The organism is Streptomyces sp. SID5643 (assembly GCF_009872555.1).
In the GTDB taxonomy this organism is placed as follows: Bacteria; Actinomycetota; Actinomycetes; order Streptomycetales; family Streptomycetaceae; genus Streptomyces; species Streptomyces iakyrus.
Genome location: NZ_WWIC01000189.1, coordinates 1 through 22,824, shown reverse-complemented (window position 1 = coordinate 22,824; position 22,824 = coordinate 1). Strand labels below are relative to the sequence as shown.

The 22,824-nt window shown below is 72.6% G+C and carries 23 protein-coding genes; 15 read left to right on the top strand and 8 right to left on the bottom strand.

Annotation, left to right across the window (positions count from 1 at the left end):
- From GTY56_RS21625 to GTY56_RS21615, 3 genes are all read right to left on the bottom strand, one after another.
- Window positions 1–700, bottom strand: a 700-nt coding sequence (locus GTY56_RS21625) for a serine/threonine-protein kinase (protein ID WP_161367013.1), incomplete at its 3' end; no start/stop codon positions are given.
- Entirely contained in the window at window positions 697–1,494 is a 798-nt protein-coding gene (locus GTY56_RS21620; RefSeq protein ID WP_161367012.1) for a serine/threonine protein kinase, read from the bottom strand. The genes GTY56_RS21625 and GTY56_RS21620, both read right to left, overlap by 4 nt.
- Window positions 1,495–1,701: 207 nt before the next feature.
- Complete coding sequence (locus tag GTY56_RS21615; protein WP_161367011.1) at window positions 1,702–2,640, bottom strand: SCO2400 family protein; 939 nt, start codon at window positions 2,638–2,640, stop codon at window positions 1,702–1,704.
- A gap of 346 nt (window positions 2,641–2,986) precedes the next feature.
- Here GTY56_RS21615 and GTY56_RS21610 point away from each other — a divergent pair, with 346 nt between their 5' ends.
- On the top strand, window positions 2,987–3,436 hold the full coding sequence (locus GTY56_RS21610; RefSeq protein ID WP_161367010.1) for a spore-associated protein: 450 nt from the start codon (window positions 2,987–2,989) through the stop codon (window positions 3,434–3,436).
- Window positions 3,437–3,611: 175 nt separating this feature from the next.
- Window positions 3,612–5,372 carry a hydroxysqualene dehydroxylase gene (locus GTY56_RS21605; protein WP_161367009.1) on the top strand — a complete coding sequence of 587 codons (1,761 nt, stop codon included), beginning with the start codon at window positions 3,612–3,614 and terminating at the stop codon, window positions 5,370–5,372.
- A gap of 15 nt (window positions 5,373–5,387) precedes the next feature.
- On the opposite strand, the gene GTY56_RS21600 is transcribed toward GTY56_RS21605, so the two are convergent.
- A complete protein-coding gene (locus tag GTY56_RS21600) occupies window positions 5,388–6,776 on the bottom strand; it encodes an AbfB domain-containing protein (protein WP_161367008.1) in 1,389 nt (462 codons plus the stop codon).
- Window positions 6,777–7,017: 241 nt separating this feature from the next.
- Here GTY56_RS21600 and GTY56_RS21595 point away from each other — a divergent pair, with 241 nt between their 5' ends.
- The 3 genes from GTY56_RS21595 to GTY56_RS21590 are packed head-to-tail and all read left to right on the top strand — an operon-like array spanning window position 7,018 to window position 9,175.
- Complete coding sequence (locus GTY56_RS21595; RefSeq protein WP_161367007.1) at window positions 7,018–8,445, top strand: amidase; 1,428 nt, start codon at window positions 7,018–7,020, stop codon at window positions 8,443–8,445.
- Between the two features lie 16 nt (window positions 8,446–8,461).
- Entirely contained in the window at window positions 8,462–8,686 is a 225-nt protein-coding gene (locus GTY56_RS40010; protein ID WP_202510550.1) for a hypothetical protein, read from the top strand.
- 42 nt (window positions 8,687–8,728) lie between these two features.
- Window positions 8,729–9,175 carry a type II toxin-antitoxin system PemK/MazF family toxin gene (locus GTY56_RS21590; RefSeq protein WP_161367006.1) on the top strand — a complete coding sequence of 149 codons (447 nt, stop codon included), beginning with the start codon at window positions 8,729–8,731 and terminating at the stop codon, window positions 9,173–9,175.
- Here the strand turns inward: GTY56_RS21590 and GTY56_RS21585 are convergent.
- Window positions 9,138–9,467: a hypothetical protein gene (locus GTY56_RS21585; protein ID WP_161367005.1), complete on the bottom strand. Its 330-nt coding sequence runs from the start codon at window positions 9,465–9,467 to the stop codon at window positions 9,138–9,140. The two genes, GTY56_RS21590 and GTY56_RS21585, sit on opposite strands and share 38 nt — an antisense overlap.
- Before the next feature lie 103 nt (window positions 9,468–9,570).
- Window positions 9,571–10,416 (bottom strand): TIGR02452 family protein, encoded by an 846-nt coding sequence (locus tag GTY56_RS21580; protein ID WP_161367004.1) that lies wholly within the window; start codon window positions 10,414–10,416, stop codon window positions 9,571–9,573.
- A 291-nt stretch (window positions 10,417–10,707) separates the two neighbouring features.
- Here GTY56_RS21580 and egtA point away from each other — a divergent pair, with 291 nt between their 5' ends.
- The 5 genes from egtA to GTY56_RS21555 all read left to right on the top strand — a co-directional run bounded on the left by egtA (window position 10,708) and on the right by GTY56_RS21555 (window position 15,433).
- Window positions 10,708–12,009, top strand: coding sequence for an ergothioneine biosynthesis glutamate--cysteine ligase EgtA (gene egtA, locus GTY56_RS21575; protein WP_161367003.1), 1,302 nt, complete (start codon window positions 10,708–10,710; stop codon window positions 12,007–12,009).
- Entirely contained in the window at window positions 12,006–13,343 is a 1,338-nt protein-coding gene (gene egtB, locus GTY56_RS21570; protein WP_161367002.1) for an ergothioneine biosynthesis protein EgtB, read from the top strand. Before egtA ends, egtB begins: the two co-directional genes overlap by 4 nt.
- Complete coding sequence (egtC, locus tag GTY56_RS21565) at window positions 13,343–14,137, top strand: ergothioneine biosynthesis protein EgtC (RefSeq protein ID WP_161367001.1); 795 nt, start codon at window positions 13,343–13,345, stop codon at window positions 14,135–14,137. The genes egtB and egtC overlap by 1 nt, the downstream gene beginning before the upstream one ends.
- Window positions 14,134–15,096, top strand: coding sequence for an L-histidine N(alpha)-methyltransferase (egtD, locus tag GTY56_RS21560; RefSeq protein ID WP_161367000.1), 963 nt, complete (start codon window positions 14,134–14,136; stop codon window positions 15,094–15,096). Before egtC ends, egtD begins: the two co-directional genes overlap by 4 nt.
- Before the next feature lie 121 nt (window positions 15,097–15,217).
- Window positions 15,218–15,433, top strand: a complete 216-nt coding sequence (locus tag GTY56_RS21555) for a dodecin (RefSeq protein ID WP_033307910.1) — start codon at window positions 15,218–15,220, stop codon at window positions 15,431–15,433.
- A 3-nt stretch (window positions 15,434–15,436) separates the two neighbouring features.
- On the opposite strand, the gene GTY56_RS21550 is transcribed toward GTY56_RS21555, so the two are convergent.
- On the bottom strand, window positions 15,437–15,931 hold the full coding sequence (locus GTY56_RS21550; RefSeq protein ID WP_161366999.1) for a phosphatase domain-containing protein: 495 nt from the start codon (window positions 15,929–15,931) through the stop codon (window positions 15,437–15,439).
- A gap of 351 nt (window positions 15,932–16,282) precedes the next feature.
- On the opposite strand from GTY56_RS21550, the gene GTY56_RS21545 reads away from it, so the two are divergent.
- The 3 genes from GTY56_RS21545 (at window position 16,283) to rpmF (ending at window position 18,593) form a co-directional block, all read left to right on the top strand.
- A complete protein-coding gene (locus GTY56_RS21545; protein WP_161366998.1) occupies window positions 16,283–16,729 on the top strand; it encodes a DUF485 domain-containing protein in 447 nt (148 codons plus the stop codon).
- Window positions 16,723–18,318: a sodium:solute symporter family transporter gene (locus GTY56_RS21540; protein ID WP_161366997.1), complete on the top strand. Its 1,596-nt coding sequence runs from the start codon at window positions 16,723–16,725 to the stop codon at window positions 18,316–18,318. The genes GTY56_RS21545 and GTY56_RS21540 overlap by 7 nt, the downstream gene beginning before the upstream one ends.
- 104 nt (window positions 18,319–18,422) lie before the next feature.
- Window positions 18,423–18,593 carry a 50S ribosomal protein L32 gene (rpmF, locus tag GTY56_RS21535; RefSeq protein ID WP_031108795.1) on the top strand — a complete coding sequence of 57 codons (171 nt, stop codon included), beginning with the start codon at window positions 18,423–18,425 and terminating at the stop codon, window positions 18,591–18,593.
- Here the strand turns inward: rpmF and GTY56_RS21530 are convergent.
- Window positions 18,576–19,286, bottom strand: coding sequence for a nucleotidyltransferase domain-containing protein (locus GTY56_RS21530; RefSeq protein WP_524540124.1), 711 nt, complete (start codon window positions 19,284–19,286; stop codon window positions 18,576–18,578). The genes rpmF and GTY56_RS21530 overlap by 18 nt on opposite strands.
- 131 nt (window positions 19,287–19,417) lie before the next feature.
- Here GTY56_RS21530 and GTY56_RS21525 point away from each other — a divergent pair, with 131 nt between their 5' ends.
- A complete protein-coding gene (locus GTY56_RS21525) occupies window positions 19,418–20,404 on the top strand; it encodes an LLM class flavin-dependent oxidoreductase (protein ID WP_161366995.1) in 987 nt (328 codons plus the stop codon).
- A gap of 11 nt (window positions 20,405–20,415) precedes the next feature.
- Window positions 20,416–22,761: an ATP-binding cassette domain-containing protein gene (locus GTY56_RS21520; RefSeq protein WP_161366994.1), complete on the top strand. Its 2,346-nt coding sequence runs from the start codon at window positions 20,416–20,418 to the stop codon at window positions 22,759–22,761.
- Window positions 22,762–22,824 lie beyond the last annotated feature (63 nt).

The following is a 22,824-nucleotide window of genomic DNA, read 5'->3' as shown; positions in this document are numbered from 1 at the left end:
GGTGGGCGAGGACGCCGAAGGCCCAGATGTCGGCGGTCGGCCGGACGACGGCGCCCTGGGCGCCGGTGCGCTGGGACCACCACTCGGGCGGCAGGTGGTCGAGGGTGCCGAGCGGCGGCAAGTGGGCGTGGGTGCCGTCGAGTTCGGCTGCGAGACCGAAGTCCGCCAGCCACACCTCGCCGTCGGGGCCCAGCAGCACGTTGGCGGGTTTGAGGTCGCCGTGCACCCAGCCGGCATCGTGCATGTGGGCCAGTCCGGCCGCGACTCCGCGCAGGACGCGGTCGGCGTCCGCGATCGGCCCGCCCGTCGCGGCGGCGTCCAGTACGTCCTTCAGGCTGGCCTCGGCCCGGTCCATGACCAGCGCGATCGCACCGTCCAGGGCAGGCAGTTCCGGCGCCTCGACGGTGCACACGGCGTGGGTGCGGACGAGGTGGGGGTGGTCGGCCTCCGCGCTGAACCGGACCTCCCGCGCCACGAGTTCACCGAGCGCCGCGCGCTGCCCGGGCCCCAGGGCTCCGGTCGGGAGCACCTTCACCGCGACGGGCGTGCCGTCGGTGACCGTCCGGGCCTCGTACACGGTTCCCCACCCGCCGGAGCCGATGACCGCGCCCACCTCCCAGCCCTCGATGCGAAAGCCCTCCGGGAGACCGGGCGGGCGGGGCGCTTCCAGTTCGTCGTCCCGTTCCTCCGGCGTCGTCATGCCCGGGCCTCCTGCTGGTCGGTGAGGCGGCCCGCGCCGCGGGGCGGCAACAGGCCGAGGTGCTCCTCGCCGACCAGACCGAAGCGCAGGGCGACGGAGGCGAGCCGGGTGCGCTTGGCGCCGGTGCGGCCGCCGTCGGCCGCGGTCGTCGCTTCCTCGCCGAGGTCCAGGCGCAGTTTGGCGAAGGCCAGGTAGTCGATGTGGTAGTTGACCGCGGAGCGGGTCAGGTCCCGGCAGGACTCCAGGGGCCGCAGCCGCTCCACGATCTGGCCGACGCCGGGCAGTGCCGAGTCGGAGGGGTCGCGCAGGCGGGGTTCGCACAGGGCGACCAGGACCAGGAAGTACTTCGACGTCGGGTCCAGGGCGAAGGGGTGGACGGTCTGTTCGCCGCCGCCGGGCACCGACTGCTCGCCGAGATAGGCGTGCTGGGGTGCGAACACCTTGAACGTGGCGGTGCCGGACAGGGCGGGCAGCACCACGCGGGAGAACTCGAAGGGCACGGGCGCCCCGAGCCGCCCGGGTGCGACGGTGATGTACTCGCCTGCCCCCTCCAGGTTCTCCACCACGTACGACACGCTGCGGCTGAAGTTGGACAGCCGCCAGTAGTCGCCCGCTGCTTCCAGTTGCCCGGCCCGGCGGGAGATTCCGGGGTCGTTGAGCACGATGCGCACTCCCGCCCCGCCGCGTCCGAAGTCCGCGATGTCCCCCGGTCCCAGGTGGATCAGTTCGGGACTGCCCGTCTCCTCCGCACCCCACTGGGTGGTACCGGGCAACTGCACGATGATCGTTTCCACGCGGACTCCCCCGCTGATGTCGCCCCCGATTTGGTCGCGAGGATTGTACGGTCGGCTTCCGCTTGCCGCGGAGCCGGCGGGGCCGTCCCGGAGGGGGCGGCTTGCCGGCGTTGAGCGACGAGCTGGGAGACGGGCGTAGGGCGCCTCGTGGTTCCGGTCCGGCGGGGCGGCTGCGCGCGGCCACCGGTTGCCGGCGGCCGTGCGCCCTCAGCCGAGGCAGATGACGAGCAGGCAGAGTTCCTTGGGCTTGGTGTCGGAGGGAGACGTCTCGGGCGGAGTGGTCGCCGCGGGCGGGGGTGTCGAGGGGGACGTCGGCTGCTGCGCGTCCGAGCCCGACCCGGCGGCCGGCGCCGTCGTCGGCTCGGTGGCGTCCGACGCGGTGGAAGCGGCGTCGCCGGTGGCCGTGTCGACGGTGTCGGTGGCGGTCTTGCGCCGGGGCGGGGTCGTCAGCGGCAGCTCGCGGGGCGCGGCGGCCGCGTCCGCCCGCGTGCCGGCCGGCGTGGTGCGGGGGTCGGCGGCCCTGGCCCGCTGGTGGCGCGAGGCGCGGTCGGCGTGCGACGGAGTGGTGGGAGTGGCCCCGGAGCGCGGGGTGCCGGCCTGCCTCGACGTCGGTTCGGCGTCCGTCGGCGCCTCTCCCACGGAGCCGCCCATGGTCGTGTCCTGCGGCGTCGTGGCCGCCTGCACGCCGGGCTTGGCGTTCCCGTTCATCGCGGCGACGGTCAGACCGCCTCCGACGAGCGCGACCGCCGTCGCGACCACGGCCCGGCGCTGGTTCTTCTTCCAGCGGGCCAGCTGGCGACGCCGGGCCGCCCGCCCCTGCGGCCGGGCCTCGAAGCCCTCGGCCGTGTCGGTGTCCGTGCCGGTGTCCGTTTCCGCGTCCGGGGAGTCGTACGCGTCGGACGGGCCGGGGCCGGGATCCTCGTGCGCAGGCGCGTGGCCCTCGTCCCACAGGGTGCCGTCGTGCCACGTGCCGGTGGCGGCCGGGTACTCCCAGGTGGCCGGTCCGCCCGGGGCCGTGGCGGGCGCGGGGGCCGGGCCGGGCCGGCCGGCGACGGCACAGGGGTCGATGTCCGGGGCGTAGGCGCCGCACCCCGGGCAGACCAGGGCGCCGTTGAGGTGCCGACGGCACGACGAGCAGTAGTCCATGTGTGGTTTTCCCGATCTGGCTGTTCCGGCGGCTCGCCGGCCGCGCCTGTTCACGTTCGCACGTGGGATCGAGCCGTAACGCTAACGAGACTTTGAAAGGACGGTGTGCAGCCCGTGTGACACCCCTGCACAGATCCTCTGGATCTCGCGTGTGCCACACGTGACTCACGAGTAAAAGAGACGAGGAATGGGAACGCTCGGGCACTCACCGTGACGGCACGCACCCGGCGCCCGCACTCACCCTGAACTCCTCTGCCTTTCCTGCGAACTGACGCACAACCCTTTGCCTGCCCCGAGGGTCACACCATGCAGGAGCAACCACCTCGAAGAGTTGCAAGGGGGAAATATGCGATTCACCCGTTCCGTTCTGGCCGCGTCCGCCGTGGCGGCGCTGTCGGTGGGAACCATGACCGCCATGGCGTCGCCGGCCTCGGCCGCGCCCAACACCACACCGCAGAAGGTCTGCGGCAGCAGCTACAAGACGGTCAACTCGGCGACCGTCGGCTCGTTGGGGACCGTCTACCTGACCTACAACGCCTCCAACGGCAAGAACTGCGTCGCGACCATCCGCAACAACCCGGGCACGGCCGTGGACATGTCCGCCTGGATCTACGTGCCGGACACCGAGGAGGGCCACTACGACGAGGGCCGGTTCACGTCGTACGCCGGACCGGTGTACGCCTACGGCAAGGGCCACTGCGTCGACTGGGGCGGCAGCATCGCCAACACGTACGTGCAGGTGTACGGCTCCAACTGCGGTTCGCTGAAGGAGCACCGGGTCACCTTCACCCGCTGACCCCCTCCAGCCGGGCCGTCACATCCCCCTGCCGCGCTTCGCGGGGGCCGTGACGGCCCGGCCTCCTTGATGCCGCCGGTGCGGCGGCATCAAGCCAAGACCGCTTCCCGCCTTCCGGGTTGGCCGCCTCACCCCTATCCTCGTGCGCCGGTGTTACCGACGGTAAGGGGTGGAGATGAGCGGCACCACGCGCAGAAGATTCCTGGGCACCGCCGCGGCAACCGGCGGGCTCGCCCTCGCAACGGCCCAGCGGGCCTCGGCCGAGAACGGCGCGGCGGCACAGAGCGTGGCCGTACTGGGCGGGGGTGTCGCCGGGCTCACGGCCGCGCACGAACTCGCCGAGCGGGGCTTCCGGGTCACCGTCTACGAGCGCAAGGCGCTGGGCGGCAAGGCCCGCAGCATGGACGTACCGGGCAGCGGCACGGGCGGGCGCCGCCCCCTGCCGGGGGAGCACGGCTTCCGCTTCATCCCCGGCATCTACCACAACCTGCCCGACACGATGCGGCGCATCCCGTTCCCCGGCAACCCGGGCGGCGTCCACGACAACCTCGTCGCCCCGAAGGAGATGCTGTTCGCCCGGTCGGGAGGACGTGAGGACATCCGGATCCCGCTCTCCTGGCCCGGCAACACCCCGGCCGATCTCACCCCCGACGAGATCCGCCGGGCCCTCACCGCGCTCCTGGACACGGCCTTCAACCTCCCCCTCCACGAGGCCCTCTACTTCGCCAGCCGCTTCCTGGTCTTCCTCACCAGCTGCGACGAGCGCCGTGACGACGTGTGGGAGCGGACGCCGTGGTGGGATTTCGTACGGGCCGGGCGGATGTCCGACGACTACCGGCGGATCCTCGCCGTCGGCATCACCCGCAACATCGTGGCCACCAAGGCCGAGGAGGCCAGCACCCGTACGGTCGCCACCCTGATGGAGGCCTTCGTCTTCAACCTGCTCGGCCGGGGCGCGGACGGACCGCTGGACCGGATCCTCAACGCGCCCACCAACGAGGCCTGGATCGACCCCTGGGTGACGTACCTGACGTCACTCGGGGTCGAGTTCCGCGTCGGCTGGACCGTACGGGACCTGACCCTGGGCGGGGGCGTGATCACCGGAGCCGTCGTGGAGGAACCGGGAGGAGCGCGCCGGACCGTCACCGCCGACCACTACATCTCGGCGATGCCGGTCGAGCACGCCCGCCGCACCTGGAACTCCGCCGTACGCGCCGCCGACCCCCAACTGGCCGCGTGCGACCGGCTGGAGACGGACTGGATGACCGGCATCCAGTTCTATCTGACCGAACGGACGCCGATCCTGCACGGTCACCTCAACCTCATCGACTCCCCGTGGTCACTGACCGCGATCGCCCAGGCCCAGCACTGGCCGGGCCACGACTTCCCGGCCGACTTCGGCGACGGCACGGTCGCGGACTGCCTGTCCGTGGACGTCTCCGAGTGGGACCGCCCGGGCATCCTGTACGGCAAGACGGCCAAGCAGTGCACCCGTACCGAAGTCGCCCGCGAGGTGTGGGCGCAGTTGAAGGCGGCGCTCAACGACAGCGGCCGTACGGTCCTCAAGGACTCCGTGCTGCACTCCTGGTTCCTCGATCCGGCTGTGGACGGACTGGGCACTCCGCACCCGGTCAACGAGGAGCAACTGCTGATCCACCCGGTGGGGACCTTCCACCACCGCCCGCGGTCGGCCACGAGGATCCCCAACCTCTTCCTGGCCGGCGACTACGTGGCCGTGCCCATCGACCTGGCCACCATGGAGGGCGCCAACTCCTCGGCCCGCCAGGCCGTGAACGCCCTCCTGGACGAGACCGGCTCGACCGCCGAGCGGTGCACGGTCACCCCCTTGTACCGGGCCCCCGAACTGGAGGCGTTCAAGCGGCACGACCGCACCCGGTACCGCCTCCGCCTGCCGAACGTGTTCGACGTCGGCTGAGGCCGGTGGCATCGCTCAGGCCCAGGCCGTCACCGGCACGAACGAACTGTCCTGCCGGAACAGGTCCGTCCCGTCGGAGCTCTCCACGCGGAGCTGGTAGGCGTAGTGCCGCAGGTAGCGACCCGGGTAGTTGTACGACTCGAAGCGGACGGAACCCGACGCCGTACCCGCCCGGAGGATGAACGTGGCGTCCTTGGCGAAGGCGCTCGTGCCGTCGTTCGGGGCGAAGCGGGCGCGGAAGTCCCAGTGGCGCAGGTAGTTGCCGGCGGCGTCACGGAAGGAGCAGCCGCTGCCGTCGGCGAGGCCGGCGACGACCGTGAAGGTGGCGGCCTGCTTTTCGGCGGTGGTGCTGGATGCGCTGACCACGGGGAGGTTGAGCAGTGAGGACTGCTGCTGCCAGTAGCGGGTGGCGTAGTTGGCCGAACGGAAGGAGCGCGTGACGTTCCGGGCCAGGGCCGGGCCGCCCGCGACCGTCTCCTTGACGACCGTGAAGTGCCGTGCTGTGCCGGAGATCGCGGGCAGTGCGGCCGGGGCCGACCAGGTGGCGAAGGTGTCGTAGCTGTCGCTGTAGTAGTAGTTCCCGTCGCCGTAGCCGTCGAAGAAGATGCGCCAGCCGCCGTTGTCCAGCCGGACCAGGGCGGGGCCTTCGCGGTAGCTGCCCCAGCCCGCCCAGTCGCCGGTCCGGCGGATGGTGTACGGGCCGGTGAGGTTCGAGGCCGTGGCGTACTCGATGTACTTCGTCGTCTCGTTCTTCGGGAAGGCGTGGTACGTCGAACCGGTCTTCACGATGAACGTGTCGATGTGGTTGGCACCGATGCCGGAGAGGGCGACGGGTGAACTCCACGCCGTCAGGGCCGCGTTCGTGGCCCGCAGCAGGTACGGCGTGAAGATCCACTCGTCGTTCGTGGTGGAGCAGGACACGATGATGCTCACGCTGCCGTCGCTGTCGACGAACCACTCGGGCGCCCAGGCACGGGAGAGGCCCGCGACCGGGACGGTGTAGTCGTACAGGAACGTCCAGTTGACGCGGTCGGAGCTGCGGGCGAATCCGATGGTCGTGCTGGGGTCCTGCCAGGTGTGGGTGGTGTAGGTGACGTAGTAGTAGCCGTCGGTGTGCCTGATGACGGAGGCGTCACGGATCCGGTTCGCGGGCGGGGTGTACGCGGAGGAGCGCAGCAGCCGGAAGTCCGTTGCGTCGTCCGACTGGTAGACGTTGACCGTGCCGTCGTTGCTGTTGAGGAACGGAATGATGGTGTAGCGGGTGGCCGAGCCGTTCGGGGGCGCGGCGGCCAGGGCGGTGCCGAGGAGTCCGGGCGTCTCGCCGAGCAGGACCGCCGAGGCGGGCAGGGCGGCCAGGGCGCGCAGCAGCGTGCGGCGGGACGGGGCGGCGGGGTGTGAGGTCACGGACGGTTCTCCCTGCGGACACCGGGATTCGACATTTCGAACAAGGTTCGGAACATCGATCGTGAGTGGGGGCTCAGAACGTAAGGGCGGCGGGACAGGCCGTCAATGGTTTGAGCAGGGGTCGCTGTGCCCGGTGAGGAGGCCGTGGCCGGAGGGCGGACTTACACTCCTGTCGTCGGCATTCCGCCACCGGCCACCGGACGTTACCGTTCGGTAGACAGCCGATCCCGGAGGTGTCCGTATGGCGCTCGACCGTTCCGAAGGCCTGGCGGAGACCGCCCGTGCACTGGCCGCCGGGGAGGTGACGTCGCGGGCGCTGGTCGAGCGGACACTGGCGCGGATCGAGGCGTCCCAGGGGAGCCTCAACGCCTTCCGGATCGTCCGGGCCGAAGCCGCGCTCGCGGAGGCCGACGCCGCGGACCGGCAGCTGGCGTCCCCGGGCGCGCGCGGGCCGCTGCTCGGCGTCCCCGTCGCCGTGAAGGACGACATGGACGTGGCCGGTGAGCCGACCGCGTTCGGCTGCTGCGGGGAGTTCCCGCCGGTCGCCGAGGACGGTGAGGCGGTGCGGCGGCTGCGCGCGGCCGGAGCCGTGATCATCGGCAAGACCAACACCTGCGAGTTCGGGCAGTGGCCTTTCACCGAGGGGCCGGCCTTCGGCGCGACCCGCAACCCGTGGAGCACGGAGCACACGCCCGGCGGTTCCTCGGGCGGGTCGGCCGCCGCGGTCGCGGCAGGCCTGGTGCCCGCCGCGCTCGGCTCGGACGGCGCCGGCTCGGTGCGGATCCCGGCCGCCTGGACGCATCTGGTCGGCATCAAGCCGCAGCGCGGCCGGGTCTCGACGTGGCCGCGCGGGGAGTCCTTCCAGGGCATCACCGTCAACGGCACCCTGGCCCGTACGGTCGCCGACGCGGCCCTGCTGCTGGACGCGGCGAGCGGCAACCACGCCCAGGATCCGCACCAGCCCCCGGCCCTCGACGTGTCCGGGGCCGTAGGCCGCGACCCCGGGCGACTGCGCATCGCGCTCTCCCTCAAGCCGCCCTTCACGGCGGTGCCCGCCCGGCTCCTGCCCGAGGTGCGGACCCGGGTGGTGGAACTGGCCGAACGGCTCGCCGCCCTGGGGCACTTCGTCGAGGAGGCGGATCCACCGTACGGGCAGATCGGGCTGACATTTGTGCCGCGCGCCACGGCCGGGATCGCCGAGCGGGTGGGCGAGGCTCCCTTCCCTGCGCTGCTGGACCGGCGCACCCGCGACGCGGCCCGGCTGGGCCGGCTGCTCGGCGGTGCCCCGTTGCGGGCGGCCCGGCGTGCGGAGAGCACGCTGCACCGGCGCATCGGCTCCTTCTTCGCCTCCTACGACGTCGTGCTCGCGCCGACGACCGCCGCTCCCCCGCCCCGGATCGGCGCCCTGCTCGAACTCAGCGGGTTCGCCACCGACCGGGCGATGATCGCCGCCTGCCCGTACGCCTGGCCGTGGAACGTGCTGGGCTGGCCCGGGGTCAACGTGCCGGCCGGGTTCACGCCGGACGGACTGCCGGTCGGCGCGCAGTTGCTGGGCCCGGCCGACAGCGAGCCGCTGCTCGTGCAGGTGGCCGCCCAACTGGAGGCGGAGCTGCGCTGGGCCGAGAAGTGGCCGTCGCCGCCGGTCACGGCTCGTTCCGCCGCCGCCTGAGCGACCGTACGTGCTCATGGCGGACGCGTCGATGGTCGGGCTCATGGGCGGGCCACCGGGACGATCGGGGCCCGGGCCCAGGGGCCTGGCCAAGGCGAAGGGACTCGCGGACGCGGAGGCCATCAAGGCCCGCGCCGCCGCCCCGGCCGACGACCAGGAGGCCGTCGCGGCCCGGCAACTCGCCGAGAACCGGTTCGAGTTCGTCAGTCAGGTGCAGAAGGTGCCGGTGGACGACAAGTGACCCGGACGGCGTGCCCGCGGGGGCGGCCTCTAAGGTGCCCCCGTGAGCACGTTTGCCGACGAGAACGTCCCCGGCCGTCACGGCCCCTCCGCCACCGTCCAGGCCGACCCGCGCGAGGTGGGCCGGGTGCGGACGGAGTACTCCCCCGCGCACGACGGCGACCCCGACCCCGGGGAGGTCGTCTGGACGTGGGTGCCCTTCGAGGAGAACGACGGCCGGGGCAAGGACCGCCCGGTGCTGGTGGTCGCCCGTGAGCCGGGCGGCACCTTCCTGGCCGTGCAGTTGTCCAGCAAGCGGCACGACGGCGACCGGGAGTGGGTGCCGATCGGCGCCGGGCCGTGGGACCGGACGGGCCGGGACTCGTGGGTAGACGTGGACCGGGTGCTGCGCCTGCACGAGGACGGCATGCGCCGCGAGGCCTGCGCCCTCGACCGCATGCGGTTCAACCTGGTCAGACGCCGGCTACAGGAGCGCCACGGCTGGAGCTGAACGCCCCGTCCGGCGGATCTCCTCCGCGCTGGTGGGCCGTCGTGGCCTTCGGAGCCTTCGGGCCCGGGCCGCTGGTGACCGAGGAGACCGCGTCGGCGGATGGCCATCGGTTGCCCTGCGGTGGCTTGCCGGTGAGGTGCCAGCCGCGGCAGCGGGGGGATCGGCAGACGCGTGCCTCGCCGCGCCGGGGGTCGGTGTTGTCGATGCGGCCGAGGGCGAGGAGGGCGGCGATACGGTCGCGGTTGCGGAGCTTTCCGGTGGGGCAGGTGCCGGTCGGCCGGGGTCGTCTCACTCCGCCGCCTTCCCTGGCGCTTGGTCCTCGGCGGTGTGCACCGGGCGCCCGGGAGATCACCCTTGCGGGTGCGGAAGGCAGCCGACGGACGTCCGGTGCGCGGTCAGGCGCCGGCTGCGGGAGCGCCACGGCTGGAGCTGAACGTGTCCTCGAAGGCGCTCAGCACCGCACGGCCCCGCGTCCGGTCCAGGATCCCGAACGTCACGTGCTCGAAGGTCCCGGCGAACCGGCCACCCGGCTCCAGCAAGGCCCGGAAGGCCTCCGCCACCTGCGCGGGGTCGTTGCGGAAGACCCCGCAGCCCCAGGCGCCCAGGACGAGCCGGCGGTAGCCGTGGGCCGCGGCCGTCTCCAGGACGCGCTCGGCCCGGACCGCGAGAGCCCGCGGCAGTTCGGAAGCCCGTTCGGGCGCCGTGCGCAGCACCACGCCCGCGTTGGGTGCGGGCGAGGTCAGGAAGCCGGCCGTGTACGGCTCGGCCAGCAGGCCGCCCCGGTCGTCGCGGAAGACGGGCACGGCCGGTGAGTGGATGACACGGTCCGAGTAGAACGGGTCGCGGTGGGCCCGGTGGTGGTCGTAGAAGGTGCGGGCCTGAAGGAGGCACGTGTACAGCGCGGAGGCCCGGCACAGGGCCTCCTCCTGAGCCTGGGCGCCGTTCAGATAGCCACCGCCGGGATTCCTCGCCGAGGCGAAGTTCAGCACGGCCACAAGCCCGCCCAGTCGGCGGGCGGCCGCCAGGCTGCTCTCGTCCGTGACCTCCACCAGCGTCTCGCGCGTCCCGGTCACCCGATCGGCGGACACCGGCACCGGTTCCGGCCCGTACAGGCGTGTGCCCTCGCGCGCCGCGCGCAGTTCCGCCGCGATCGAGACCTCGCGCCCGTCCGGCGCGCGGTAGCCCCCGGCCTCGACGATCTGCTCGGTCTCCTGCGCGATACCGCGCAGGCGCGCGCTCACGGCGCCACCCCCGTAGTCGCCGTGACCGCGTGCCGCGTGGCCCTTCTTGTCGTGCTCACGCAGGCATGGTGGGTGATGCCGGATCTTCGGGGCAACAGAGTTTTCGCCACCGGAGAACGCCCGGGAAAGCCCTTGGAAACTCGGGGCCGACCCGTGTGACCGACCGGGAACGCCCCGGTTCGCCCCCTTGTGCCGAGCGACAGGAGCGTCTTGGGTGGGACGAGTGATCCCGGCCCGGGCCGCCGAGGAGCCCGGACCGGTGGCATGGTGGAATCTCAGGAGGATCCCGACATGTCCGATTCGGTAGGCGGCTGTACCCGGCCGCGCACGTCACTGTCCGAAGCCGAGGTCGAGGCCCTGGTCCGCGGCATCTGCTTCAAGACCGGCCCTCCCCGCCGCCTCGGTGTCGAGGTGGAATGGCTCGTCCACGAGTTGCGCGCACCGCAGCTCCCTGTCACACCCGAGCGACTCGAAGCGGCCTACGCCGCACTGCGCACCGTGCCCCTGAGGTCGGCGCTCACCGTGGAACCCGGCGGCCAGCTGGAGCTGAGCTCGCCCCCCGCCGCCTCGCTGATGGAGTGCGTGAGCACCGTCTCCGCCGACCTCGACGCCGTCCGCGCGGTTCTGCGCGACGACGGCCTCGCCCTCGTCGGCCTCGGCCACGATCCCTGGCACGAACCCCGCAGGTTCCTGCGCCAACGGCGCTACGACGCCATGGAGGCGTGCCTGGACCGCACGGGTCCCGCCGGCCGCGCCATGATGTGCACCTCCGCCTCCGTGCAGGTGTGCCTGGACGCCGGTCACGAGGAGCCCGGGCCGCTCGGCCTGGTGCGGCGCTGGTGGCTGGCCCACCATCTGGGCGCGGTCCTGGTGGCCGCGTTCGCCAACTCGCCGCTCGCCGGGCACCGTCCCACCGGCTGGCTTTCCACCCGGCAGCTGATGTGGACCCGGATCGGCGCCGGACGGGCGGGCGGACCGCGGCTGGACACCGACCCGCGCGCCGCCTGGGCCCGGCACGTGCTGGACTCTCCCGTGATGTGCGTCCGCCGGGACCGCGGGCCCTGGGACGTCCCCGAGGACCTCACCTTCCGGGACTGGATCCGCACGGGCGCCCCCCGGCCGCCCACCCGGGAGGACCTCGACTACCACGTCACGACGCTGTTCCCGCCGGTCAGGCCGCGCGGCCACCTCGAACTGCGCATGATCGACGCGCAGCCCGGGGACGACGGCTGGATCGTGCCGCTCGCCGTGACCGCGGCGCTGTTCGACGACCCGGAGGCCACCGAGACCGCCTACCGGGCCGTGAAACCGCTGGCCGAGCGGACGCTGGGACTGCCCGCGCCGCACAACCCGCTGTGGCTCGACGCGGCCCGCGGCGGACTGGCCGACGCGGAACTGCGCGAGGTGGCCGTCACGTGCTTCACGACCGCGCTGGACGCCCTGCCCCGGCTCGGCGCCGCCCCCGAGGTCATCGAGGCCGTCACGGCCCATCTGGACCGCTACGTCGTCCTGGGCCGCTGCCCCGCCGACGACCTGCTCGACCGACAGCGCGGCACGGACGGTCGCGCCCACGGGAAGGACTTCCGCCCATGACCGACACCGAACCCACCGTCGACGCCGGGGCGGTCGACCCCGAGGTGCTCCGCGAGCGGGCGGTCGCCTCACTGATCGTGGCCCGGGACCGCACCACTTTGCTGACGAGCTGCGTGGAGGATCCCGACCTGACCGCGCAGCACTCGCCGCTGATGTCGCCGCTGGTGTGGGACCTCGCGCACATCGGCAACCAGGAGGAGCAGTGGCTGCTGCGGGCCGTCGCCGGGCACGAGGCGATACGCCCCGAGATAGACGGCCTCTACGACGCCTTTGAACACCCGCGTGCCGAGCGGCCGAAGCTGCCCCTGCTGTCGCCGGCCGAGGCCCGGACGTACGCGGCCGATGTGCGCGGCCGGGCCCTTGACGTGCTGGAGCGGGCCGCGTTCCACGGGACGCGGCTGACGGAGGCCGGGTTCGCCTTCGGGATGATCGCGCAGCACGAGCAGCAGCACGACGAGACCATGCTGATCACCCATCAGCTGCGCAAGGGACCGCAGGCGCTGACCGCCCCGGACCCGGAGCCGGTGCCGCTGTTCACCGGCCCGGCCGAAGTCCTCGTACCCGGCGGGCCGTTCACCATGGGAACCTCCGCCGAGCCGTGGGCGCTGGACAACGAACGCCCCGCGCACCGGCGGGACGTGGCGCCCTTCCACATCGACACCACTCCGGTGACGAACGGCGCCTACCGGGCGTTCATCGAGGACGGCGGCTACGACGACCCGCGCTGGTGGGCACCCGAGGGCTGGGCGCACATCCGCAGGCACGGCATCGACGCCCCGCTGTTCTGGCGGCGCGACGGACAGCAGTTCCTCAGGCGCCGGTTCGGTGTCACCGAGGTCGTCCCGCCGGACGAGCCGGTGCTGCACGTGTGCTGGTACGAGGCCGACGCCTACGCCCGCTGGGCGGGACGCCGGCTGCCCACGGAGGCCGAGTGGGAGAAGGCGGCCCGGCACGACCCGGCCGGCGACCGCTCGATGCGCTACCCGTGGGGCGACGAGGACCCGGGACCCGAGCACGCCAACCTCGGTCAGCGGCACCTGCGTCCGGCACCCGCCGGGAGCTACCCGGCCGGCGAGTCGCCGCTCGGTGTGCGGCAGTTGATCGGCGACGTGTGGGAGTGGACGGCGAGCGACTTCCTGCCCTACCCGGGGTTCAGGGCGTTCCCGTACAAGGAGTATTCGGAGGTCTTCTTCGGGCCCGACCACAAAGTGCTGCGCGGCGGTTCGTTCGCGGTGGACGCGGTGGCCTGCCGTGGCACCTTCCGCAACTGGGACTACCCGATCCGGCGGCAGATCTTCGCCGGCTTCCGCACGGCCCGTTCGGAGGACGCCTGATGTGCCGTCATGTGGCGTACGTGGGGCCCGCGGAAGCGCTGGGCCGGCTCCTCGTGGAGCCCCCGCACGGGCTGTACCGGCAGTCGTGGGCGCCCCGGCACCAGAAGTACGGGACGGTCAACGCCGACGGTTTCGGCGTCGGCTGGTACGCGGAGGGCGACCCGGTGCCCGCCCGCTACCGCCGGGCCGGGCCCGTCTGGGCGGACCTGTCCTTCGCCGACCTCGCCCGGGTCGTACGGTCCACCGCACTGCTCGCCGCGGTGCGGGACGCGACCCTGTCGGGGGCCGACGCGGAGGCCGCGGCGGCCCCGTTCGCGGCGGGGACCTGGCTGTTCAGCCACAACGGGGCGGTGAGGGGCTGGCCCGGTTCACTGGCCACGGTGTCCCGGACGCTGCCGCACGAGGATCTGCTGTCGCTGGAGGCCCGCAACGACTCGGCGCTCGTCTGGGCGCTGGTGCTGGCCCGGCTGCGCAGCGGCGACACGGAGGGCCAGGCGATGGCCGACACGGTCCTGGAGGTCGCCGCCGCGGCCCCCGGTTCCCGGCTCAACCTCCTCCTCACCAACGGCGACACCATCACCGCCACCGCCTGGGGCGACACCCTGTGGTACCTCACCCGGCCCGGCGGCGGCACCGCCGTGGCCTCCGAGCCCTACGACGACGATCCGCACTGGCAGGAGGTCCCCGACCGCACCCTGCTCGCGGCGAGCCGCACCGACGTGCTGCTCACGCCGCTCAAGGACCCGGCCGACGCCTCCGTGCCCTCCCCCGCGCCGAAGGAGCCCCGTACGTGAGCCCGTTCCACGTCACCCGCACCCTGCCCGAGGACGCCACGGACGCCGCGCTGCGCGCCGACGTCCACCGGGGTCTGACCGGACACCCCAAGACCCTGCCGCCGAAGTGGTTCTACGACGCCCACGGCAGCGACCTGTTCGAGAAGATCACGGAACTGCCGGAGTACTACCCGACGCGTGCGGAGCGGGAGATCCTCCTCACGCACGCCGGCGACATCGCCGCGGCCACCCGGGCCAGGACCCTGGTCGAGCTCGGCTCCGGCTCCTCGGAGAAGACCCGGCACCTGATCGACGCCCTCACGGACCTGCACACCTACGTCCCGGTCGACGTCAGCGGGAGTGCCCTCAGCCAGGCCGGTCAGGCGCTCGCCGCCGAGCGGCCCGACCTGGACGTGCACGCCCTGATCGCCGACTTCACCGCGGAACTGACCCTGCCGGACACGCCGGGGCCCCGGCTGGTGGCGTTCCTCGGCGGCACCATCGGCAACCTGCTGCCCGCCGAACGCGCCGCGTTCCTGGCGTCCGTGCGCGGCCTGCTCGCCCCGGGCGACGCCCTGCTGCTGGGGACGGACCTGGTCAAGGACGAGGAGGTGCTGGTCCGGGCGTACGACGACGGGGCCGGGGTGACGGCCGCGTTCAACAAGAACGTCCTGACCGTGATCAACCGCGAGCTGGGCGCCGACTTCGATCCCGCCGCGTTCGACCATGTGGCGCGGTGGGACGCCGGGCACGAGTGGATCGAGATGCGGCTGCGCTCCCGTGCTGCGCAGACGGTGAAGGTGCCGGCGCTCGGCCTCGCCGTCGACTTCGCGGCGGGCGAGGAGATGCGCACCGAGGTGTCGGCGAAGTTCCGGCAGGAAGGCGTGCGCACCGAACTGTCCGCGGCGGGACTGGAGCCGGCCCGCTGGTGGACGGACGGCGCGGGCCGGTTCGCGCTGTCGCTGAGCGTGGCGCGCTGACCCTGCCGGGCCCCGGGCGGCGGCGGGAGACGACGTCTCGCGCTTCGCCGCCGCTTGGGGCACGGTGGAATGACGCGTGACACTCCCGTCACAGGAACGTCAGGGGAAGAGGAGCAGCGGCATGTCGAACCACACCTACCGGGTCACGGAGATCGTCGGCACCTCACCGGACGGCGTCGACCAGGCCATCCGCAACGGCATCGACCGGGCCTCGCAGACGCTGCGCAACCTGGACTGGTTCGAGGTGACGCAGGTGCGCGGCCAGTTGGAGGACGGGCAGATCGCGCACTGGCAGGTGGGCCTCAAGGTGGGCTTCCGCCTCGACGAGTCGGAGTAGTGCTCAGGTCCGCCCTTCGCGCTCCTGCGCCGCCTTCATCTCGGCGGACCGGGTCACCCAGTCGGCCCGTACGACGGTGAACCCCGCGCGCCGGGCGTCCGCGCAGACCAGCTCGTCGTCGTCCACGAGGACGCGGACCTCGCGGGTGCGCGCGAGCCGTCGCAGGATCTCCAGCTTGGTGAACCGGGCGGGACGCCGGTCGGCGTCCCGCCGCATGTGCACGCGCCCTTCGGGCAGCCCCTGGGCGGCGAGCCAGTCCAGCGTGTCGCGCCGGCAGCGCTCGGGCCGCCCGGTGAGGTAGACGATCTCGCACTCCCGCGCGCTCTCCCGGACCAGCGCGACGCCCTCCGGGACCGGCGGGTCCTGGGGCGCGGCCGAGAAGAACCCGTCCCAGTCCTTCGGCCTGCGTTCCAGGAACCGCTGCCGGTGCGTGGTGTCGGCGAGGGTGTTGTCCAGGTCGAACACGGCCAGCGGGGCCTTGCTGCGGTCGTCGCTCACGCCGCCCAGCGTAAGGGGTCCCCGCGCCGTGCGCAGGTGAGACAGCACGCATGAACAAGCCATGTACGCGGGTCGATTCACCCTCACAGTTGATGGCTCAAGGACGGCACTGACATACTCCGCTCTCAGCCTCGCCACCACCCGCGGCCGAGGCTGACCGGGGATCTCCACACAGAACCCCGAGGCCGTCCATGTGAATCCGAGCAGTGGGTTTTTCCGGATTCACGCCCCCCACAGAGCCCGCACCCCCACCGCGTGTCCGGCACCCCTCCCCCCTGCCCGAAAACCGGACGCGTCCACTGACCCGACGGGGTCGAGTGCGGGGCACGATGCAGCGAAGAAGGTGCGCCTGTGCCCGAATATCCACCGAGGCGGGACGACACTCCCACATTCCCGCTTCCGCACATCGAACATACTCCGCCGTCTCGTATATCCGACCATCCCGAATTCCACTCTCTGCGTCGCGCGCAGCGCCGGTTCGGCATCCGCGCGACGGTCCTGTCCGTCGGTGGATTCCTGCTGTACGTACTGCTGTCGAGTTTCGTGCCCGCGCTGATGAACCAGCCGCTGTCCGGCCGCCTCACGGTCGGACTCGCCCTTGGTCTCGGGCAGTTCGTCATCATGGGCGTGACCGCGTGGTGCTATGCCCGGCACATGCGCACCCGCGTCGATCCGATCGCCCGCGGCCTGAAGTCCCGGCTGCACGAGACCGGGAGCCGTCGCGCCCGTACGACGGCGCCACCGCAGGGGGCCGGGCAGCCGCTCCGGCACGGCGCGAGGGGGTTCCGTACGTGGTGACCGCCGCCGCCATCGACGACAGCAGTCTGCAGCTGACGTTCGTCCTGTTCCTGACCGTGGTCGTGATCACCCTGTTCATGGCCCTGCTGACGGCTCCTCAGCGGGACGAGATCAGCGAGTTCTACCTCGGCAACCGGGCCATGTCCCCGCTGCGCAACGGCCTCGCCATGTGCGGCGACTACCTGTCCGCCGCCACGCTGCTGGGCAGCACCGGGCTGGTCGCCCTGACCGGCTACGACGGGCTGATGTACCTCGGCGGCACCACCGTCGCCTGGATGATGGTGCTGCTGCTGATCGCCGAACCCCTGCACCGCACGGGCAGGTTCACGCTCGGCGACACGGTGGCGCTGCGCCTGCCGCGGCAGCAGCGGCCGGTCCGCGTCGCGCTGGCGGTCTGCATCCTGGCCATCACCACGCTCTACCTGGTGGCCCAACTCGTGGGCAGTGTCGCCCTGCTGACCCAGTTCACCGGTGCTCCGAGCGGCAGCACCCGCACCCTGTGCGTGGTGGTGATCGGCGCCTTCGTGATCCTGTACGCCTCCCTCGGCGGCATGCCGGGCGCGACGGTCATCCAGGTCATCAAGGCCGTGATGCTGGTGGTGGGCGTGCTGTTCACCGCGGGCTGGGTGCTGCACCACTTCGACTGGAACCCCAACGCGCTGCTGGAGAGGGCGTCCGAGCGCAGCGGTTCGGGCCTGAGCTTCCTTGAACCGGGGCTGCGCTACGGCGGCACCGTCAGCAACAAGCTGGACTTCCTCAGTCTCGAACTGGCCATCGTGCTCGGCCTCGCCGCCCTGCCGCACGTGCTGATGCGGCTGCTCACCCCGCGCAACAGCGGCGTGCTGCGCTCCTCCGTGCTGTGGGCCGTCGGGCTGGTCGGCGCCGTCTGCTTCGGGGCCGGCATCATGGGGCTCGGCGCCACCGCGCTGCTCGGGCGGGAGACCATCGAGAGCACGGACCGCACCGGCAACGCCTCCGTCCTGCTGCTCGCCCACGAGCTGGGCGGCAGTGTCCTGACCGCGCTGCTGACCTGCCTGGCGTACCTGACGCTGCTGGCCGTGGCGGTCGGTCTCACCCTGGCCGCGGCTTCCTCCCTGGCGCACGACCTCTACAGCGAGGTGATCCGCAAGGGCCGGGCGACCGAGACCGAGGAGCTGACCGTCGCCCGGCTGTCCGGGGCGGTCATCGGGGTTCTCGGCATCCTGCTGGCCCTCGTCGCCTGGGGGGCGAACACCGCGACGCTCGCCTTCCTGGCCTTCGCCATCGCCGCGTCCGCGATCCTGCCGACGATCGTCTACACCCTCTTCTGGCGGCGCTTCAGCGCGAAGGGCGCCCTGCTGAGCCTCTACGGCGGACTGCTCTGCTCCGTCCTGCTGGCCGTCTTCTCCCCGGTCGTCTCATCGACCCCGGGCTCGTTCTACCCCGAGGCCGACTTCGCCTGGTTCCCGCTCCAGAACCCCGGCATCGTCTCCATCCCGGTGGGCTTCCTCCTGGGCTGGTTCGGCACGGTGCTGGACAAGGGGCCGGCCGAAGACGTCTCCGCACACGAGAAGTTCGAGGTGCGGATGCTCGTGGGCGCCAACGACTGACCCGCATCCCGGGACAACGGCGGCCGGGCGCCGTGGACGTACATTGTTAATGGGATCCATTTTCATGTAGCGTCCTCGGTGCCCGTCCCACCGAGGAGGAGTCCATGGCTGTCCCGAAGCGGAAGATGTCCCGCAGCAACACCCGTCACCGCCGCGCCCAGTGGAAGGCGGCCACGCCCACGCTGGTCCCCGTGACCGTCGACGGCGTGCGTCACCTCGTCCCGCAGAACCTGGTCAGGGCCTACGAGCGCGGGCTGCTACGCCCCGACGGCTGAGTGCGCCGCCCCGGCGAGGAAGTGCGCGCGGACCCGGCGCAGCCAGGCTTCCACCGGCGCCTCGTCGGGCTCGTCCGGCAGCGCCGTGGGCCCTGCATGGAAGGCCTCCTCGTAGTGCCTGAGCAGCGGCAGGGCCTCCGACGGGTCGGCGGCGACGCGCTCGCCGAAGGCGTGGTACCCCTCCGGGTCCGCGACGCGGATCGTCAGCCGCCCGGTGGTGTACAGCTCCAGGCCCTGCGCGCACAGCCGTTTCAGATGCCGGGCGTGCTTCGCGGTGCGCCCCCGGGTGTCGGGGGAGAACGACCCGTCACCGCGCGTCTCCAGCCGCCGGAACTGCTGGGTGGCGTAGCCGAGGTAGGCGTCCCTGACCCGCCTGGCGCTCAGGAAGGCCGTACGGATGCCGATGAGCTCGTCGCCGAGCGGGGTGCGCACCTCGTACAGGTCGTCGGGGAGCCACACCAGCTCCATCGCGGTCGGGTTGCCGCCGAGGGCCAGCCGGCACCACTTGGCGGCCTCGTGCAGAGTGCGGTCCGGAGCCGTGCCGACGTGCGACTCCTTCGGCCGGCGCAGACCGTGCAGCTCCTCGGTGGGCGCGGCGAAGAGGCCGAGGCGGTCGATGTCCGAACCCGGGCGGGCGAGACCGTAGGCGGTCGATCCGACGATGCCGGAGAGCAGGATGTTGGGGACGGTCACGGTCGGCCGCCTTTCGCTTCTGGATACCGGCACATTGTGCTGACGTGCCGGGACGCGGTCACCCGGTTTTCCGGCGGTGGTCGCCGAGGGGCGATGGAATACCGGCGGCCCCGCCCGGCGTAGAACCTGGTATGGATCCCGTGCGCCTGTCCGTCCTCGACCGCTCCCGCACCCGCGAGGGGCACACCCACCCCGAGGCGCTGCGCGACACCGTGCGGCTGGCGCAGGAGCTGGAGCGGCTCGGCTACCACCGGCTCTGGGTCTCCGAACACCACGGCGTGCCCGGGGTCGCCGGTTCCGCGCCGACCGTGCTGGCCGCCGCCGTCGCGGGCGCCACCCGGACGATCCGGGTCGGCACCGGCGGGGTGATGCTGCCCAACCACCGGCCGCTGGTCGTCGCCGAGCAGTTCGGGGTGCTGGAGTCGCTGTTCCCCGGGCGGATCGACATGGGCCTCGGCCGGTCCGTCGGCTTCACGGACGGGGTGCGCCGGGCCCTGGGCCGTGACAAGGGTGACGCCGAGGACTTCGAGGCCCAGCTCGCGGAGCTGCTCGGCTGGTTCCGGGGCACCTCCCCCACCGGGGTGCACGCCCGCCCCGCCGAGGGCCTGAAAGTGCCGCCGTTCGTCCTGGCCATGGGCGAGGGCGCCGGCATCGCCGCCCGCGCGGGCCTGCCCATGGTCATCGGGGACCTCAGGAACCGCGAGAAGATGCGGCGCGGCATCGACCACTACCGTGGCCACTTCCGCCCCTCCGCCTGGGCACCGGAGCCGTACGTCGTCATCTCGGGCACGATCGCCGTGGCCGGCACCCCCGAGGAGGCCCGGCGGCTGCTGATCCCCGAGGCCTGGTCGATGGCCCGCTCCCGCACCCGCGGCACCTTCCCGCCGCTGCCGCCCGCCGAGCGTGTGGAGGCCCTCACGATGACCGGCAAGGAGCGGGACTTCTACGAGGCGGGCCTGACCGGTCACATCGCCGGGACCGAGGAGCAGGTGGCGCACGAACTGGAGACGGTGGTGAAGGAGACGGGCGCCCAGGAGGTGCTGGTCACGACCAGCACGTACGACCGCGAGGCCCTGCTGGACTCCTACCGGCGGCTGGCCGCGATCACCTCCGGTTAGAGTCGTCTCCCATGCACGACCGCGACCCCCATGACCCGTTCGTCCGTGTCCGCGGAGCCCGCGAGCACAACCTCCAGGGCATCGACGTCGACATCCCCCGGGACGTGCTGGCCGTGTTCACCGGCGTGTCCGGCTCGGGGAAGTCGTCGCTGGCGTTCGGCACGATCTACGCGGAGGCGCAGCGGCGCTACTTCGAGTCGGTCGCGCCGTACGCGCGCCGGCTGATCCACCAGGTCGGCGCGCCGAAGGTCGGGGAGATCACCGGCCTGCCGCCGGCCGTGTCGCTCCAGCAGCGCCGGGCGGCCCCTACCTCCCGCTCTTCCGTCGGCACGGTCACCAACCTCTCCAACTCCCTGCGGATGCTGTTCTCCCGGGCCGGCACCTATCCGCCGGGCGCCGAACGGCTCGACTCCGACGCCTTCTCGCCCAACACGGCGGCGGGGGCCTGCCCCCAGTGCCACGGGCTCGGGCAGGTGCACCGTACGAGCGAGGAGCTGCTGGTCCCCGACCCGTCGCTGACGATCCGCGACGGGGCGATCGCCGCGTGGCCGGGCGCCTGGCAGGGCAAGAACCTGCGGGACATCCTCGACGCGCTGGGCCACGACGTGGACCGGCCCTGGCGGGAACTGCCCGCCCGCGAGCGGGAGTGGATCCTGTTCACGGACGAGCAGCCGGTGGTGACGGTGCACCCGGTGCGGGACGCCGACCGCATCCAACGTCCGTACCAGGGCACGTACATGAGCGCCCACCGGTACGTGATGAAGACGTTCTCGGAGTCCAAGAGCCCTGCCCTGCGGGCCAAGGCCGAGCGGTTCCTCACCAGCGCGCCCTGCCCGGCCTGCGGCGGCAGCCGGCTGCGCCCCGAGGCCCTGGCGGTGACGTTCGGCGGCCGGACCATCGCCGAGCTGGCGGCAGTGCCGCTGGCGGAGCTGGCCGCCGGTCTCGACGGGACCTCGGAGGCCGCCCGGGTCCTCACCGACGACCTGCGGTCCCGGATCGCGCCGGTCGTCGAGCTGGGCCTCGGCTACCTCAGTCTCGACCGGCCCGCCCCCAGCCTCTCCCCGGGGGAACTGCAACGCCTGCGCCTCGCCACCCAGCTGCGCTCCGGACTGTTCGGCGTCGTCTACGTCCTCGACGAGCCGTCGGCCGGACTGCACCCGGCGGACACCGAGGCGCTGCTCACCGTGCTGGAGCGGCTGAAGGCGTCCGGGAACTCGGTGTTCGTGGTGGAGCACCACCTCGACGTCATGCGGGGCGCCGACTGGCTGGTCGACGTGGGACCGGCGGCGGGCGAACACGGCGGGCGCGTGCTGCACAGCGGCCCCGTGGCCGAGCTGGCCGATGCCGCGGAATCGGCGACGGCCCGCTACCTCTTCGACCGTTCCCCCGCCCCCGCTCGGGAGGTGCGCGAGGCGACCGGGTGGCTCAAGACCGGCCCGGTCACGCGGCACAACCTGCGCGGGGTGACTGCGGAGTTCCCGCTCGGCGTGTTCACCGCGGTCACGGGGGTGTCCGGCTCCGGCAAGTCCACGCTCATCGGCGAGATCACGCAGGACTCGCCCGGCGTGGGCCGGCTGGTCTCGGTCGACCAGAAGCCGATCGGCCGCACTCCGCGCTCGAACCTCGCCACCTACACGGGCCTCTTCGACGTCGTACGCAAGGTGTTCGCGGCCACCGACGGGGCCCGCGAACGCGGCTTCGGCGTCGGGCGGTTCTCCTTCAACGTGGCGGGCGGGCGCTGCGAGACCTGCCAGGGCGAGGGGTTCGTCAGCGTGGAGCTGCTGTTCCTGCCCAGCACGTACGCGCCGTGCCCGGACTGCGGCGGGGCCCGCTACAACCCGTCGACGCTGGAAGTGACGTACCGGGGGCGGAACATCGCGCAGGTGCTGGATCTGACGGTGGAGAGCGCGGCGGAGTTCTTCGCGGACACCCCGGCCGTGGCCCGCAGTCTGGCGTCCCTGCTCGATGTCGGCCTGGGCTATCTGCGCCTCGGCCAGCCCGCGACCGAGCTCTCCGGCGGCGAGGCCCAGCGCATCAAGCTGGCGAGCGAACTGCAACGCGGCCGGCGCGGCCACACGTTCTACCTCCTCGACGAACCCACGACGGGCCTCCACCCGGCCGACGTGGACGTCCTGATGCGCCAGTTGCACGGCCTCGTCGACGCCGGGCACACCGTGGTCGTCGTCGAGCACGACATGTCCGTCGTCGCCCGCGCGGACTGGGTGATCGACCTCGGCCCCGGCGGCGGCGACGCGGGCGGGCGCATCGTGGCAGCGGGCCCGCCGCGGGACGTCGCCCGGTCACCGGAGAGCCGGACGGCCCCTTACCTGGCCCGGACGCTGTCCGGGCGCCGTTGACGAGGCAGGTCCGGTGCAGCCGGTCGCGGCGGCGCGTCGTGGACAGCGCGCCGACGCGCGCAC